The sequence below is a fragment of the Lentzea aerocolonigenes genome, assembly GCF_000974445.1.
GTDB classification, from domain to species: Bacteria; Actinomycetota; Actinomycetes; order Mycobacteriales; family Pseudonocardiaceae; genus Lentzea; species Lentzea aerocolonigenes.
The window spans coordinates 90,683-104,898 of the sequence record NZ_BBOJ01000027.1 but is presented as its reverse complement, the minus strand read 5'-3'; the positions used below and the strand labels follow the sequence as shown (position 1 = coordinate 104,898).

Here is a 14,216-nt window from a genome sequence, read left to right as displayed (position 1 = left end):
CTATCGAGTCACGCGGGGCCCTTGCGTGTCGTCGTAGCGAACGAAAGCTCCCCGCGTGCACTTGCGGCAGAAGGTTCGTGCTGCGTTTTCCTGGCGTTGGCCCAGCGCACCTACGCTCCGCGCCATGACCGCGTCCCGTCGCTCCTTCCTGCTCGGCACCGGTGCGACCGCCGCCGCTGCCGCCCTGGTCACGCCCGGTTCCGCAGCCGCTGACATCGTTGTCGGCGGCGGCCGGTCCGACCCCGAGTCGCGGCGGTTCACGCTCGCGGTGATTCCGGACACGCAGTACATGTTCGACCTCGACCGCGGCGACTCGGCGCCGTTGAAGGCGACCTTGCAGTACCTGGTCGACCACCAGAAGTCCGAGAACATCGTCTTCGTCAGCCACCTCGGCGACCTCGTCGAGAACGGCCGCAAGAGCGAGATCGACGACATCAGTGCTCGGTTCGAGGTGCTCGACCGCCGCCGCGTCGGCTACAGCGTGCTCGCGGGCAACCACGACCTGCCGGACTCGCGCACCGACGACCAGCGCGGCCGCACGCCGTACCTGGACGCGTTCGGGCCGCAGCGGTTCCGGCACTCGCCGACGTTCCGCGGTGCCAGCGCGGACGGCTACAACAGCTACCACGTGTTCCGCGCGGCCGGGAAGGAGTGGCTGGTCCTCGCGCTGGACTGGCGCATGTCCGCCAAGGGTTTCGAGTGGGCGCGCACCGTGCTGAAGCAGCACCCGAAGCTGCCGGTCGTCCTCACCACGCACGAGGTGGTCCAGGACGGCGGTGACGGCGTCGCGGTGATGTCCGACTACGGCCGCAAGCTGTGGGACGAGCTGATCAAGGACAACGACCAGATCTTCCTGTCGCTCAACGGCCACTTCTGGCCGCCGGCGCGGGCGACGTTCCGCAACGCGTCCGGCAACGACGTGCACGTGCACATCACGAACTACCAGGACCGCTACTACGGCGGCGGCGCGATGATCCGGCTGTACCACTTCGACCTGGACCGCAAGACGATCGACGTGCGCACGCTCTCGCCGTGGCTGCTCGGGAAGAAGACGCTCAACCCGTTGGAGCGCAAAGAGATCGAGCTGACCGGACCGGCCGACCGGTTCAGCGTGCCGATCGACTTCGAGCAGCGGTTCGCCCGGTTCGACCCACCGGTGCTGCCCGCGCCTCAGCCGGCGCGCGACGTGCTGGTGCGCGGCACGGTCGCGTACTGGCGGCTCGGCGAGGGCCTGAAGGACCTGTCGGGCAACGGCAACGACCTGAAGCAGACCGGGGTTTTGACCGCAACGGATGACCACCACCGGTTCGCGCCGTCACATCGTTCGCTTTACTTCGGCAAGAACGGCTATCTGTCCACTGTGGAGGGCGCGCCGATCAACCGGGAGACGTTCGAGCGCGGGTACACCATCGAGCTGTTCCACAAGCTCCCCAAGGACTTCGACCACCCCTGGTGCGGACTGTTCACCAAGCTCTCGCCCGGTTCGACGGCCGGCAAGACCGGTGACGACCCGAGCGAACCGATCGCCACGCTGAACCTCGCGGGCGGTGGCGGGTTGCAGTGGGCCGTGTTCCCGCGCAACCAGGCGGGAATCTCGACCAACTGGGGGCACGAGATGCCCTACGAGACGTGGTGGCACGTCGCGGTGGTCAACGACGGTGTGCACACGACGCTGTACGTCGACGGATCTCCCTTGCTGCGCAACCCGTCCACGCCCGCGCGCGGCATCTCCACGGCCGGTGACCCGTGGCTCGTCGGTGCCTACGCGTACAACAAGGTCGTCGAGAAGTCGTTGTACGGCTGGATCGGCGACGTGCGGGTCGTGAACCGGCCGCTCGACCGCTCCGAGTTCATGCGGTCGCGGGCAGCCCGAACTTCGGGAACAGACTGAGGTCGAAGAACGACAGGACGTGCGTGATCCGGCCGTCCTTCAGGTCGAGCATCTGGAGGTTGAACGGCCGGAACACGCCGTCCTCGTCGCGCAGGTACAGGCCGTACGCGGGCTGGCCGTTCGCCTCGACCGGGATCATCCTGGCGCCGTGCGGCACCGCGGGGCACTGGTTCGCGAGGTGCCACGCGACCACGTCCGGGCCGCGGTACCACTGCGGGTACGGCGGCATCTCCCAGACGACGTCCTCGGCGAACATCCCGATGATCGCCGGGATGTCCTTGGCCTCGAAGGCTTTCACCCACCGGTCGAGCAACGGCTTGGCGTCCGCGGGTTCGACGACCTCGTCCTCGGAGAGGTCCTTGAGCTGCGCGTGGGCCCGTTGCAGGGCGCTGTTGACGGCCGCGACCGTCATCTCCAGCTCGTCGGCGGTCTCGGCGGCGCTCATCTTCAGCACGTCGCGCAGGATCAGCACCGCGCGTTGCCGCGGCGGCAGGTGCTGGAGCGCCGCGACGAACGCCAGCCGGGTGGACTCGCGTTCGGTGACGATGGCGGCGGGATCGGTCGGGAACGGCTCCAGCCACGGGACCTCGTGGTCCTGGGTCAGCGGGTCCTGCTCGGTCGCGCTCTGCGTCCCGAGCCCGAACGGCAGCGGGCGCCGGGTGCGACCTTCGAGCGCGGTGAGGCAGACGTTCGTGGCGATCCGGTACAGCCAGGTGCGCACCGACGAGCGGCCCTCGAACTGCCCGTACGCCTTCCACGCGCGCAGGTACGTCTCCTGCACCAGGTCCTCGGCGTCGTGCAGCGAGCCGAGCATCCGGTAGCAGTGCGCGAGCAGTTCCCGTCTGAACGGGTCCGCGGCGGTCGCGAAGTCCACTGTCACCCTTGCACTGTAATCGCTTTTTGCAGCCGGGTGATGAGGGTCGCGACGTGCTCGGCGAGCTGGGCCGGTTCGTGCACCTCGAACTCGAAGCCGAGGAACAGCAGGTGGAACACGATCCGGTCGAGCGAGTCGGCTCCCGTGCGCATGAGGCACGAGTGGTCGTCGATCGGTTCGAGTGAGACGGACACCGGCGACGTGCGTTCCGCAACGGCTTCGAGCGGGGCGTGGATCGTGAGCACGGCCTGGTAGGTGTAGACGTTGGAGGCGACCTGCCGGGACACGAAGTCGCCCAGGCTCTCCGCGGGTGGTTCGCGCGGCGTGCAGCGGGCGGCGAGGGTGGGTTCGGTGGTGATGCGGTCCACCCTGAACGTTCGCCAGTCCTCTTTGGACACGTCCCACGCGACGAGGTACCACCGTCTCCCGGTGTGCACGAGACCCTGGGGTTCGACCAGGCGCTTGGAGGGCTCGCCCTGCGTCGGGGCGTAGGTGAACCGCAGCTGCTGGTGGTCGCGACAGGCCGCCGCGATGATCGTGAGCGTCTCCGCGTCGACGGTCGGCCCCGCCGCCGTGAGGGGAGTCGTGTGCATCTGGAGCGCCTGCACCCGCCTGCGCAGCCTCGTCGGCAGGATCTGCTCGAGCTTCGTGAGCGCGCGGACCGAGGTCTCCTCGATGCCCGCGATCGTGCCGTTGGCGGCGGTCCTGAGCCCGACTGCGACGGCGACGGCCTCGTCGTCGTCGAGCAGCAGCGGCGGCAGTTCCGCGCCGGCGCCGAGCTGGTAGCCGCCGCTCGCGCCGGGCAGCGAGGTGACGGGGTAGCCGAGGCTGCGGAGCTTGTCGACGTCGCGGCGGATCGTGCGCACGTCGACGCTGAGCCTGTCCGCGAGCTCGGGGCCCGTCCAGTCGCGCCGCACCTGCAACAGGGACAGCAGTTTCAGCAGCCGTGCGGACGTCTCCAGCATGTGACGGATTCTAGATTCCATTGCGGACACCGGCTTGTGCTGGCTAGGGTTGCGGGTATGACTGCCGGGTCGGCCTTGTGCCGTGAGCGGAACGGTTGCCCGGCCCTGACTTGATCAGGGCCCCTCCAGTCCCCCGCGCCTATCCGTTTCCGGGATACGCGCACGGGAGAGGAGGTGATGCGCAATGCTTCCCAACGTTGGTGATGTCTTTTCGGGGAAGGTCGTCTCGACCGTTCCCTTCGGTTCGTTCGTCGAGCACCCCGCTGGTGCACACGGGCTTCTGCACGGCCGCCAGGCCGAGGTGGGGTCCTCGGTGCAGGTGAAGGTGCTCGCGGTGGACGTCGAGCAGCAGCGTTTCAGCCTGGAGCTGGCGTGACGTGAGTGCTCGGGCAGCGAGTTCGTGTCGGTCGTCCGGTCAACCGCTCGTGCCGAATTCGGCGAAGCCCAATTCGGTGCGAGCGATTCGGCCGGACGACCGACTTGTGGACGAACTCGCCGCCGTCTCCGGAGGAGCGGCAGTCCAACACAGCGCCCTGTCCGGTGGCCTGCGTGCTCACGGCCTGCGGTAGTCCGCGCACTCCACGACCAAACGGTCGTGGAGCGTTCTGCGGTGCCCTTGTTCCTGAGGTGGCGAACCCAGTGCGTCCGCTGGGCTCGTCACGTCGTGCAGCAACCGGTACAACACCACATCCGTTGCGGTGTAAAGCCAATCGCCCGCCTTGCCGGGTGGTGCGGCCGGGCCGAGCATGTTCTCGAACCACGCGGGGAACAGCAGGTCCCGCGCGACCGCGTCCTCGATGCGAGCGCGGATCTTCTGGCGTGCCTGGGCTATCGCCTCGTTGCCCGCTGACTTGGCGACGGTGTCACTGGCGTGCGTGTTGTCGTCCGGTGCCTCGGGGCGGGTTCGCCGCGTGATCGTTCGCCACTGGTCGTACTTCTTGCGCCACAACGACTCCGCGTTCGGCGGGAGCGTCGTGAGCGCTTCGGCGGCGTCGATCGCGATGAGGGCCGCCCTGTCGTACTCGGCGATGGCCTTGCGGGTGTTCTTGGCTTCCTGTTGCGTGAACGTCTTGCGGGCGTAGGCGTCCTGGCCCGCGAGGATCTTGGCGATCTCGGCCTTGGTGATCTCCGGCCAGTCGTCGAAGTCGGCCTTCTGGGTCTCGCCCGCCCGCACCTTGCGGTTGAGGGCTACCAGGAGGCGTTCGAGACGGTGCACGCTCTCGGCCAGTTCGGTGATGCGGTCGTTCGTCTTGGTGAGCTTGCGGTTCGTGTCGCGCAGCTGGTTGGTGGTGCTGAGCTGTTGCTGGGCCGCGTCGGTCTGGGTGTTGTCGATGCGGGCGGTCAGGGACTTGAGGTCCTTCTTGAGGCGCTCGACCTTGTCGTCCAGGGCCTTGACCGGATCGATGTTGATCATTTGAGCGTCCTCCAGGCCCACCACGCGATGCCTGCGGCGGTGATTGCTGTTGCCCAGCCGTGTGCCAGCGGGGTGGCGACGGTGGCGATCAGGGCGGCCGTGATGGCCGTCGTCCTGGCCCTCGGCTCCAAGAGGTGGCGGCCGGTGGGGTCCACGAGGACCGCTGCCGCCGTGGCGGTGGCGAGGAGGAGGGAGAGCAGGGACCAGGCGTCGAACCAGCCCACGGCGACGATCAGCGCCGCCGTGGTCGTCGCGGCGGCCAGAGCGCGGTTCGGGGTGGCCAGCCTGGCCGCTTCCACGTCCCTGCGCGCTTCCATCACCGCGGTGACCTCCTTGTCGGTCTCCGCGACCAAGGAGGGGAAGTCGGGGCTGCCAGGGCCCGCGGCCTGGAGGGCCCGCAGGGCTGTTCGCAGTGCGTGCTGGCGGTCGGCCAGGCGAGCGAACGGATCGGCTGCCATGCCCTGAAATCGTGATCAACGTCGGGGGCCGGGGGTAGACCGGCGGGCCGAGTTGGTCCGGTTGCCGACGAACTTCCCTCTGCTGGAGTAGCGGTCCCGGCGTCAGGACTTCCTGCGCGCCTCCGGTGGCCACACCACCTCGATCGGGACGCCGGACGCCCGCGCCTGCTCCACCACGTCCGCCGTGCCGCCCTTGCCCTGCGCCGGCACGCCGTCCCACACCGCGATCAGCATCTCCACCGAGGCGAGCATGCGTTCGTTCGCCGCCACGTAGGCCTGGCGCCCGCTGGACATGTGCGGCAGGACGCTGACCACCGTGGCGGCGGCGCGCAGTTCGTCGTAGTCGGCCACCTGGTGCGGTTTCAGGCGGTCCCGGTAGTCCAGAGCCGGGAGGACCACCTCGACCTGCCCGCCGAGAGCCAGGACGGCTCTGGCGAAGACCTGGTCGGCGCCCGGTGCCAGGCACGTGACGCCGACCAGTGGCCGGTCGAGGTCCTGAAGAACCTCGGTGAGCGCTGCCTGCACGGCCGGAACGCAGTCGGGGACCAGGTTGCTGTGGCCGGTGATGCCTACTCGCATCAAGCCGTCCGGATCGCTCTGATCGCGTCGCGTGTCTCCTGAACGGCGCGGATGTGGCGGTGCGTAGCCGCTTCCTTGGCGAAGTCCTCCAGTTTGCGGAGCACCCGGCCCGAGGAGAGCTTCGCCGCTGTCGGCAGAACCTCGTTGATCAACCCGCACGCCGCCTCCGGGTCTCCCGCGACCATCTTGGTGCGCGCCAGTCCGATCACGTCGAAAGCGCGGTTGCGCACCTTCGACGGGTCTCGCAGTTCCAGGGCCCGCCGGATGTGTTGTTCGGCGAACACGGCCTGAGCCGGGTCGTGTTTGGCGAGGTCGCGGCACCGTGCCCCGATCACGCCCTCGAGTTCCGCCTCGTCGAAGCTGTGGAGGTAGCGCGGTTCGCTGTCCGCCTCGCGCTGGGCGAAGCTGTCCTGGGCCATGCCCACGGCCTGGTGGAACTCGCGGGTCTTGCCCATCTGGGCGTAGGCCCAGGCCTCGCGGGTCAGCAGCAGGGCCTTCAGAGTCGGCGTGCCGGTCCGGCGGGTGCCGTACTGGCCGAGCTGGACGAGCTCCAGGCCGTCCTCCGGGCGGCCCAGGTCGAACATCTGCCGCGCCATGGCGGCCAGGCACAGTGCCGCGAAGCCGTCGTTGTGGCCTGCCTTGGCCATGCGGACCGCCAGCACGTAGTAGCGCTGGGCCGCGTTGTGCAGGCCCGCGTCGAACGACATGCTCGCCGCCACCTTGGACAGTTCCGCGCCGATGAAGAACGCGCGTTCTGTCGTCGGGCCCGCGGGCGCGCGCTGGAGGCGTTCGGCCAGCTCGTCGAGCTGCCCCAGCACCGCCTTGCGCGCCAGTCCGTAGCCGCCCCTGCCGCCCCAGCCGCGCAGGCCGTCGGCCACGCGCTGCAGGGCGGCGAGCTCCTCCTCGCTGATCGCCGAGTGCGACGACCACTTCGACAGGTTCTGCAGCGGGTGCAACCACCGCTGCAGCGGCTCGACCAGTGCGGATCCCACCGTCACCGCGGCCGCTCCGGTGAGCGCCGCTCGTCTGCTGATCGCCAAGTCGCTCCTCGCCGTCTCCTCGACCGAACGGGCAATGCTCGTCGCCTCCCAGGGGGCGGCGAGCACGTCTGGCGGGCTCGTGTCGAGTGAGCCTGCCTGAGCTGGGATGACGACTCGGTCGAACCACAGTCGTTCGCCCGGTACACCGAGCACGAGCGCGAAGTGGCGCAGCCGGTCGAGGCGGTCGATCTGGTTCTCGCCCGACTCGTACCGCGAGAGCTGCGCCTGGCTGATGCCGAGCCAGCCCGCCATGCGGTCCTGGCTGACCCGGCTCAAGTGCTGCGGGTGGTGCCGGTAAGCGGAGATCAGTGCACCCATGTCGCGGTCCGCGAAGGCGGCCGTGATCGCGGGGTTGTCCCAGAAGTCGTCCGGGACGGCAGGGGGGCCGTGGACGTCCGAACGGGCGTTGCGCCGGCACCGGTGACAAAGGCGATCGGTGTTGTCGGCGGCGATGAACGCTCCACACGGGCAAGCGCGCCTGGATTTGGGTCTCGCGGTATCCATCGGCCTCGCCCCCGTCACTGAGCGTTTACCAAGTGTACGGAGCTGTGATCGTCAGTCCATCCATCTCATGCATAAGACGTAATGGATTCGCGTGTCGCAGTGCTCGTACCTCCGTGCGGCGGATGAGCTTCATACGCCCGGCGCATGAGGCTCATGCACCGGGCGAGTGGTGTTGGAGGGAAGTGCAACGCACCCTGCACATCGTCGGGTCGCGGGTCGATCCCCGTGGTTCGACCAGTGCCTGACCCACCTACGGGGAGGACAACCGCCGATGAGTCTCACGACCGCGGAGACCGGCCACGGTAGTGCCGGGATCCCACAGAACAGGGGACACGACCGGATGATCGGCGAGGCCGTCGCCGGTTACCGGCTGCTCGGCTGGCAGGTGACGGTCACCGAGCAAGGCGTGTTCCTGCCCCTCGGCCCCGCCACCACCGCACTGGCCATGCCCGCGCGAATCGGGTCGCGCGTGCTGGCCGACCTGAAGTCGCGGATGCTCGCCGGCCCGGTCACCGTCATCCCCGGCCCCCGCGAACACTGGATCTTCCTCGCCGAACTGGTCGCGTTGCTCCCGACGCACCTGAAGGCGCCGCCGGAGGTCCAGTTCGTGCGCTCGCCGCACCGGATCGCCCTCCCACCCACGATGACCAGGTACGGATCGCTGCGCTGGGCGAACCCGCCGTCGCACTCCCGGCACTGGTTCCCGCCGTTCACCGCCGTGCTGGCACTGGCCCGGACGGCAGCCGCGGAGGACCAGCGCCGATAATCGGTGCTCGTGGATCGTCGTTCAGTGCTGTTGTTGTGTGGGCTCGCTGCCGCCTTGGGCGCCTGTGGCGAGCCCGCTCCTCGCAAGACGGGTGGCGTGGGGACCGCCCGGCCGGGGGATCGCGTGACCTCGGCAGCGTCCGTGCCGGTGGGCAGCGGCGTGCTGGTGGACATGCCCGGCAACGCCCAGCTCCTGGTCGTGCAGCCTCAATCGGGTGAATTTCGCGCGTTCAACCCGGCCTGCCCGCACGTGGGCTCGTTGGTCAACCCTCCCGCCGGTGGTGTCATCACCTGCCCGTTGCACGGGAGCGCTTTCGACCCGTCCTCCGGTGCTGTGCGCAAGGGGCCCGCCACGTCGGGGCTGACGGAGGTCGCGATCTCGGTTTCCGGTCAGGACCTGCTGCTCTCCTGAGCTTCCAGCCAGGGCACGATCGCCTGGACGAAGCCGTCCGGGCTGGTCATGGGGCGGCCGTTCATGGTGGCGACCAGGTGCTCGACGCCGAACAGGGCGTCCCAGGTGCGGGCGCGGCGGTAGGTGTCGGCGGAGACGGCGCGGCGGACGTTGTCCCAGCCGTGCCAGGCCATCAGGGCGGCGTCGACGGCGGGGTCGCCGGGCATGGCCGCGTCCCAGTCGAGGATGCCGACGAGCTTCCCTTTCTCTGACCAGTGGACGTTGGAACCGCCGAGGTCGCCGTGCACGAGGGCGTCGGGCACGGGTTCCAGGGCGAGGGCGGCGTCGAGACGCCGTTGTGCTTCCTGCCGGTGGTGCGCGGGCAGGCGGGGGAGGATCTCCTCGGTGATCGTTGTCGACCAGGACGGGCCTCGCTTTCGCCCGTCCAGGGGTGTGAGCAGCGCGTCGTCCAGGGGGACTGCGCGCACGGCTTCCAAGACCTCGGCGATCTGTTCGGGATCGCCCTGGTGTCTGGGCAGGGCGGTGCCGTCGACCCAGGACACGGCGACGGCGGCCCGGTCACCGAACATCGTCACGGGGGTGAGGGGCTCCGGGACCTGGAACGGCAGGCTCCGGGAAGCCAGCTGCCGGAGGACTTCGACGTGGCGGGGCATCGACTTCGCCGCCAGCGGCCGTTTGCTGACCCTGACCGCGGCCTTGCCGGGGATCAGCAGCACGTCGTGGATGTTGCCGTCGGGCGCCGGGTATGCGTCGTCCAGCCGTGTGCCGGGGAGCAGCGCGTCGGCGATGGCCAGAAGATCCTTGCGCACGTTCGGAATCTACCTGTGGGTTTGCTGTGCATCGGGCTTCTGGCTGAACTCTCGTCGATCTCCTCGCGTAATGCTGTGGTGTGAACCCGGACACCCACCACCACGGAGGAACGGTCGTGAACACCGAAAGCCCGGTCAGCAGGCGGGCGGCGCTGTGCGGAATCGTGGTCGCCCTCGCGGTGCCGAGTGGACTCGTGACCGCGTGCAGCTCGCCGGCTCCTTCGGGCACCGGCTCGAGCTCGACCCCCAAGCAGAACGGCTCCACGCCGACGTCGGGATCCACCGGGGGCGCTCTCGTCGCGCTGGCCGACGTGCCTGAAGGCGGCGGCGCCTTGGTCAACAGCCCTGATGGCAAGAAGATCGTCGTGGCGCGGATCTCCGCGACCGAGGTGAAGGCCTACGACGCGACGTGCACGCACCAGGGAGCGATGGTCGGGGAACCTGCCGGCGGCACCATCACCTGCCCCGCGCACGGCAGCCAGTTCTCGCCCGCGGACGGCTCGGTGAAGAAGGGGCCGGCGACGACCGGCCTGCGTGCGGTCGCGGTGCGCGTTCAGGGCGACCAAGTGGTCCTGGCCTGACCCTTTCTGTTTTTGTCAGACCACGTCGATAGTCTTGACGGCGTGGCAGATCCCTCGACGTACCGCCCCGCGGTGGGCACGATTCCTGAGGCTCCCGGCGTCTACAAGTTCCGCGACGCCGGTGGCCGGGTCGTGTACGTCGGCAAGGCGAAGAGCTTGCGCAGCAGGCTGAACTCGTACTTCGCGGATCTCGCCGGGCTGCACCCGCGCACCCGCCAGATGGTGACGACGGCGGCCTCCGTCGAGTGGACGGTCGTCACCACCGAGGTCGAGGCGCTGCAGCTCGAGTACAACTGGATCAAGGAGTTCGACCCGCGCTTCAACGTCCGGTACCGCGACGACAAGTCGTACCCGGTGCTGGCCGTGACGCTGCACGAGGACTACCCGCGGCTGCACGTGTACCGCGGCCCGCGCAAGAAGGGCGTGCGCTACTTCGGGCCGTTCGCGCACGCGTGGGCGATCCGCGAGACGCTCGACCTGCTGCTGCGCGTGTTCCCGGCGCGCACCTGTTCCGCCGGCGTTTTCAAGCGCCACGGGCAGATCGGGCGCCCGTGCCTGCTCGGCTACATCGACAAGTGCTCGGCTCCTTGCGTGGGCAAGGTTTCCGCCTCCGAACACCGCGAGATCGTCGAGGACTTCTGCGACTTCCTGGCGGGCAAGACGGACCACATGATCCGCCGCCTGGAACGCGAGATGTCGGCCGCGTCGGACGCCCTCGAGTTCGAGCGAGCGGCCCGCCTGCGAGACGACCTGGGCGCGTTGCGCCGTGCGATGGAGAAGCAGGCCGTCGTGCTGGGCGACGGCACGGACGCGGACGTGATGGCGTTCGCGCAGGACGAGCTCGAGGTCTCGGTCCAGGTCTTCCACGTTCGCGGCGGCCGGGTGCGCGGCCAGCGGGGCTGGGTGCTGGACAAGGTCGAGGCGGTCGACGACGCGGCGCTGGTCGACCAGTTCATCATGCAGTTCTACGGCGACAACACCGAGAGCACCCCGCGCGAGGTCCTGGTCCCCGTGCTGCCGGACGACGCGTCCGCTTTGGAGGATCTGCTCTCCGAACAACGCGGCTCCCGCGTGGCGCTGCGCGTTCCACAGCGCGGCGACAAGCGGGCGCTGATGGAAACCGTGGCCCGCAACGCCGCGGAAGCGTTCGCCCAGCACAAACTCCGCCGCGCCGGCGACCTGACAGCCCGCTCGGCAGCGTTGGGCGAACTGCAGGACGCCCTGATGCTGGACACGGCTCCGCTGCGCATCGAGTGCATCGACATCAGCCACGTCCAGGGCACCGACGTGGTGGCCTCCCTGGTCGTCTTCGAAGACGGCCTGGCCCGCAAGTCCGAGTACCGCCGCTTCGCCCTCCGCGAAGCCGCCACGGAAGGCGACGTGGCCTCCATCGCCGAAGTGGTCCGCCGCCGCTTCCAGGCCATGCTCCGCGAAACCGCGTCCGGCGGCCCCAACCCGGGCATCGACCCGGACACCGGCAAACCCCGCAAGTTCGCCTACCCGCCCAACCTCCTGGTGGTGGACGGCGCCGCCCCCCAAGCCGCAGCGGCAGCCGACGTCCTGGCCGAACTGGGCATCACCGACGTGGCAGTGGTGGGCCTCGCCAAGCGCCTGGAAGAGGTCTGGGTCCCAGGCGAGCAAGACCCGGTGATCCTCCCGCGCACCAGCGACGCCCTGTACCTCCTCCAACGAGTGCGCGACGAGGCCCACCGCTTCGCCATCGCCTACCACCGCCAAAAACGCTCGAAGCGCATGATCGCCTCCGAACTCGACGACGTCCCAGGCCTCGGCGAAACCCGCAAAGCCGCCCTGCTCAAGCACTTCGGCTCGGTCCGCAAACTCCGACAGGCCACAGTGGACGAGATCAGCGTCGTGCCAGGCGTGGGCCGCCGCACGGCCGAGGCGGTGGTGGCAACCCTGGCGTCCTCCGGAGACAAGGCGTGACCCCGGCCGCGCCGTCCGGCTCTTGCACCGTGCGCGCCGGCCCTGATGCCGGCCTGGGGCAAGGCGTGAAGCCGGCCGCGCTGTGTGGCTCGTGCGCCGCGCGCGTGCCGCCCCTGACGCCGTGCCGGGGCAAGGCGTGACCGCGGCTGGGTCGCCGATCGCCGCAGCGGTGCTTTCCGCCGCCGCCGGGCGCGAACCCGTCCTCGGACCCGAATTGTCCAGTCACAGCAGTCCCGAGTTGTTCAGCCACCGCAGTGAGGCTGCGGCGCCCCTGACCGTGCCCAGGAGCACGCCCCGATGATTGCTCCGCCGGCCCGCTCCTTCCTTTTGTCGCGGCGAAGATGACCATGATTTCCGGACGTCTAACAGACGGCACCACGCGTGGATCAGGACCAGGTTCACTCGTCCGAGTGGCGAGGATCGCCCAGGCACGTAGCGTCTCAACTGTCGAACCTGCCGCGCGCGGGAGCCGTTCCAGTGGAGACTCACACCGGGCGCGCCGGGTTGTGGCGTGGCCGCCAACACCGGGTCCGGCCGCAACACCCGAGTTCGGCAGCGATACCGAGCCCGGCCGCAACACCTGGGCTCGGCAGCGATACCGGGTCCGGCAGCAATATCGGGTCCGGCGGCAACACCAGGCTCGGCGGCGATACCGGGGTTGGCGGCAACACCGGTGTTGGCACGAACGTCGGGTTCGGCGGTGGAGCCGGGCTTGGCCCCACACCGAGTTCGATCGCAACATCGGGCCCGACGGCAACACGGGCCGGGCCGCAACACCGGGGTCGGCACCAACGCCGGGCTCGGCCGCAACACCCCGAACCTGGCAGCAACACCGGGCCAGACCGCAGCACGAAGCGAGACCGCAGCACGAAGCGAGACCGCAGCACGAAGCCAGACCGCAGCACGAAGCCAGACCGCAGCACGAAGCCAGACCGCAACACCAAGCCAGACCGCAACACCAAGCCAGACCGCAACACCAAGCTCGGCCCAACACCGCCAGGCCCCACCCCCGGGACCAGGCCCAACACCGGGCCCACCAACCGAGCTTGCCCAAACAAACAGCGTCAACCCAATCAACAGGTAACGGAGTCGTAGTCGTGAACGCGGAGAAGTCCGGCATCGAAGTCGCCGTGGTGACCGGGCTGTCCGGTGCGGGCCGCAGCACCGCGGCCAAGTGCCTGGAGGACCTCGGCTGGTTCGTCGTGGACAACCTGCCCCCGGAACTCATCGCCACCATGGTCGAGCTCGGCGCTCAGGCGCGTGGGGCGATCACCAGGGTCGCTGTCGTCATGGACGTGCGCAGCCGTGCGTTCACCGAGGACCTGGCCGCCATCATCAAAGACCTCGACGCTCGCGGGTACAAGCCTCGCGTGCTCTTCCTCGAGGCCACGGACGCGGTGCTCATCCGGCGGTTCGAGGCCGTGCGGCGCGGTCACCCCATGCAGGGGGACGGGCGGTTGCAGGACGGCATCGAGGCCGAGCGGATTCTGCTCACGCCGCTCAAGCAGGAAGCCGACCTGGTGCTCGACACGTCAGCACTGTCAGTGCATCAGCTCAGGGCCAAGATCGAGGACACCTTCGGCACCGAGGCCGCCACGCGGACGCGGGTCACCGTGCTGAGCTTCGGGTACAAGTACGGGCTGCCGATGGACGCCGACCTCGTCATGGACGTGCGGTTCCTGCCCAACCCGTTCTGGATTCCCGAGTTGCGGGAGCAGACGGGGCTCGACGGCGAGGTGCGCAACTACGTGCTGAGCCAGGAGGGGGCCGACGAGTTCCTCGACCGGTACCACGAGCTCCTCAGGCTCATCGGCGCCGGTTATCGCAGGGAGGGCAAGCGGTACCTGACGCTCGCGATCGGGTGCACCGGGGGCAAGCACCGCAGTGTGGCACTGAGCGAGGAGCTGGCGGCTCGGCTCGCCAGCGAGGACGGCATGGCGGTCAAGGTCGTGCACAGGGATCTGGGACGCGAGTGACGAC

The 14,216-nt window shown here is 69.2% G+C and carries 14 protein-coding genes; 7 read left to right on the top strand and 7 right to left on the bottom strand.

Going from position 1 to position 14,216, the window contains the following annotated elements; genetic code table 11:
• Nucleotides 1-124 precede the first annotated feature (124 nt).
• The gene (locus AOM45_RS41250) at nucleotides 125-1,891 is read left to right on the top strand and encodes a LamG-like jellyroll fold domain-containing protein (protein WP_051784140.1); all 1,767 of its coding nucleotides are present in this window, start codon (nucleotides 125-127) and stop codon (nucleotides 1,889-1,891) included.
• Here the strand turns inward: AOM45_RS41250 and AOM45_RS41245 are convergent.
• Nucleotides 1,851-2,771, bottom strand: coding sequence for a sigma-70 family RNA polymerase sigma factor (locus AOM45_RS41245; protein WP_030470258.1), 921 nt, complete (start codon nucleotides 2,769-2,771; stop codon nucleotides 1,851-1,853). The two genes, AOM45_RS41250 and AOM45_RS41245, sit on opposite strands and share 41 nt — an antisense overlap.
• Entirely contained in the window at nucleotides 2,768-3,730 is a 963-nt protein-coding gene (locus AOM45_RS41240; RefSeq protein WP_030470259.1) for a helix-turn-helix transcriptional regulator, read from the bottom strand. The genes AOM45_RS41245 and AOM45_RS41240 overlap by 4 nt, the downstream gene beginning before the upstream one ends.
• 184 nt (nucleotides 3,731-3,914) lie before the next feature.
• Here AOM45_RS41240 and AOM45_RS41235 point away from each other — a divergent pair, with 184 nt between their 5' ends.
• A complete protein-coding gene (locus tag AOM45_RS41235; protein ID WP_030470260.1) occupies nucleotides 3,915-4,106 on the top strand; it encodes a S1 RNA-binding domain-containing protein in 192 nt (63 codons plus the stop codon).
• 177 nt (nucleotides 4,107-4,283) lie between these two features.
• Here AOM45_RS41235 and AOM45_RS50185 read toward each other — a convergent pair whose 3' ends face one another.
• From AOM45_RS50185 to AOM45_RS41215, 4 genes are all read right to left on the bottom strand, one after another.
• Nucleotides 4,284-5,144, bottom strand: a complete 861-nt coding sequence (locus AOM45_RS50185; RefSeq protein WP_051784141.1) for a hypothetical protein — start codon at nucleotides 5,142-5,144, stop codon at nucleotides 4,284-4,286.
• Nucleotides 5,141-5,602, bottom strand: a complete 462-nt coding sequence (locus AOM45_RS41225; RefSeq protein WP_030470262.1) for a hypothetical protein — start codon at nucleotides 5,600-5,602, stop codon at nucleotides 5,141-5,143. Before AOM45_RS41225 ends, AOM45_RS50185 begins: the two co-directional genes overlap by 4 nt.
• A 102-nt stretch (nucleotides 5,603-5,704) precedes the next feature.
• Nucleotides 5,705-6,181, bottom strand: coding sequence for a hypothetical protein (locus tag AOM45_RS41220; protein WP_030470263.1), 477 nt, complete (start codon nucleotides 6,179-6,181; stop codon nucleotides 5,705-5,707).
• Nucleotides 6,181-7,539: a helix-turn-helix domain-containing protein gene (locus tag AOM45_RS41215; protein ID WP_236704024.1), complete on the bottom strand. Its 1,359-nt coding sequence runs from the start codon at nucleotides 7,537-7,539 to the stop codon at nucleotides 6,181-6,183. Before AOM45_RS41215 ends, AOM45_RS41220 begins: the two co-directional genes overlap by 1 nt.
• A gap of 457 nt (nucleotides 7,540-7,996) precedes the next feature.
• Here AOM45_RS41215 and AOM45_RS41210 point away from each other — a divergent pair, with 457 nt between their 5' ends.
• Together AOM45_RS41210 and AOM45_RS41205 are read left to right on the top strand one after the other, a co-directional pair.
• A complete protein-coding gene (locus AOM45_RS41210; RefSeq protein ID WP_030470265.1) occupies nucleotides 7,997-8,491 on the top strand; it encodes a hypothetical protein in 495 nt (164 codons plus the stop codon).
• Nucleotides 8,492-8,614: 123 nt separating this feature from the next.
• On the top strand, nucleotides 8,615-8,902 hold the full coding sequence (locus AOM45_RS41205) for a Rieske (2Fe-2S) protein (RefSeq protein WP_236704023.1): 288 nt from the start codon (nucleotides 8,615-8,617) through the stop codon (nucleotides 8,900-8,902).
• Here AOM45_RS41205 and AOM45_RS41200 read toward each other — a convergent pair.
• Nucleotides 8,881-9,711: a phosphotransferase family protein gene (locus AOM45_RS41200; RefSeq protein WP_081902417.1), complete on the bottom strand. Its 831-nt coding sequence runs from the start codon at nucleotides 9,709-9,711 to the stop codon at nucleotides 8,881-8,883. The genes AOM45_RS41205 and AOM45_RS41200 overlap by 22 nt on opposite strands.
• Before the next feature lie 116 nt (nucleotides 9,712-9,827).
• Here AOM45_RS41200 and AOM45_RS41195 point away from each other — a divergent pair, with 116 nt between their 5' ends.
• The 3 genes from AOM45_RS41195 (at nucleotide 9,828) to rapZ (ending at nucleotide 14,212) form a co-directional block, all read left to right on the top strand.
• Nucleotides 9,828-10,292, top strand: a complete 465-nt coding sequence (locus AOM45_RS41195; protein WP_030470268.1) for a Rieske (2Fe-2S) protein — start codon at nucleotides 9,828-9,830, stop codon at nucleotides 10,290-10,292.
• Between the two features lie 42 nt (nucleotides 10,293-10,334).
• Complete coding sequence (gene uvrC / locus AOM45_RS41190; RefSeq protein WP_081902418.1) at nucleotides 10,335-12,236, top strand: excinuclease ABC subunit UvrC; 1,902 nt, start codon at nucleotides 10,335-10,337, stop codon at nucleotides 12,234-12,236.
• A 1,118-nt stretch (nucleotides 12,237-13,354) separates the two neighbouring features.
• Nucleotides 13,355-14,212 carry an RNase adapter RapZ gene (rapZ, locus tag AOM45_RS41185; RefSeq protein ID WP_051784155.1) on the top strand — a complete coding sequence of 286 codons (858 nt, stop codon included), beginning with the start codon at nucleotides 13,355-13,357 and terminating at the stop codon, nucleotides 14,210-14,212.
• Nucleotides 14,213-14,216: the final 4 nt, after the last annotated feature.

Excerpts from the sequence above, each read along its gene's own strand:
- AOM45_RS41250 (WP_051784140.1), top strand. The coding sequence starts at position 125 with ATGACCGCGTCCCGTCGCTCCTTCCTGCTCGGCACCGGTGCGACCGCC.
- AOM45_RS41235 (WP_030470260.1), top strand. The coding sequence starts at position 3,915 with ATGCTTCCCAACGTTGGTGATGTCTTTTCGGGGAAGGTCGTCTCGACC.
- AOM45_RS41215 (WP_236704024.1), bottom strand. The coding sequence starts at position 7,539 with ATGGGTGCACTGATCTCCGCTTACCGGCACCACCCGCAGCACTTGAGC.
- AOM45_RS41220 (WP_030470263.1), bottom strand. The coding sequence starts at position 6,181 with ATGCGAGTAGGCATCACCGGCCACAGCAACCTGGTCCCCGACTGCGTT.
- AOM45_RS41240 (WP_030470259.1), bottom strand. The coding sequence starts at position 3,730 with ATGCTGGAGACGTCCGCACGGCTGCTGAAACTGCTGTCCCTGTTGCAG.
- AOM45_RS41225 (WP_030470262.1), bottom strand. The coding sequence starts at position 5,602 with ATGGCAGCCGATCCGTTCGCTCGCCTGGCCGACCGCCAGCACGCACTG.
- AOM45_RS50185 (WP_051784141.1), bottom strand. The coding sequence starts at position 5,144 with ATGATCAACATCGATCCGGTCAAGGCCCTGGACGACAAGGTCGAGCGC.
- AOM45_RS41210 (WP_030470265.1), top strand. The coding sequence starts at position 7,997 with ATGAGTCTCACGACCGCGGAGACCGGCCACGGTAGTGCCGGGATCCCA.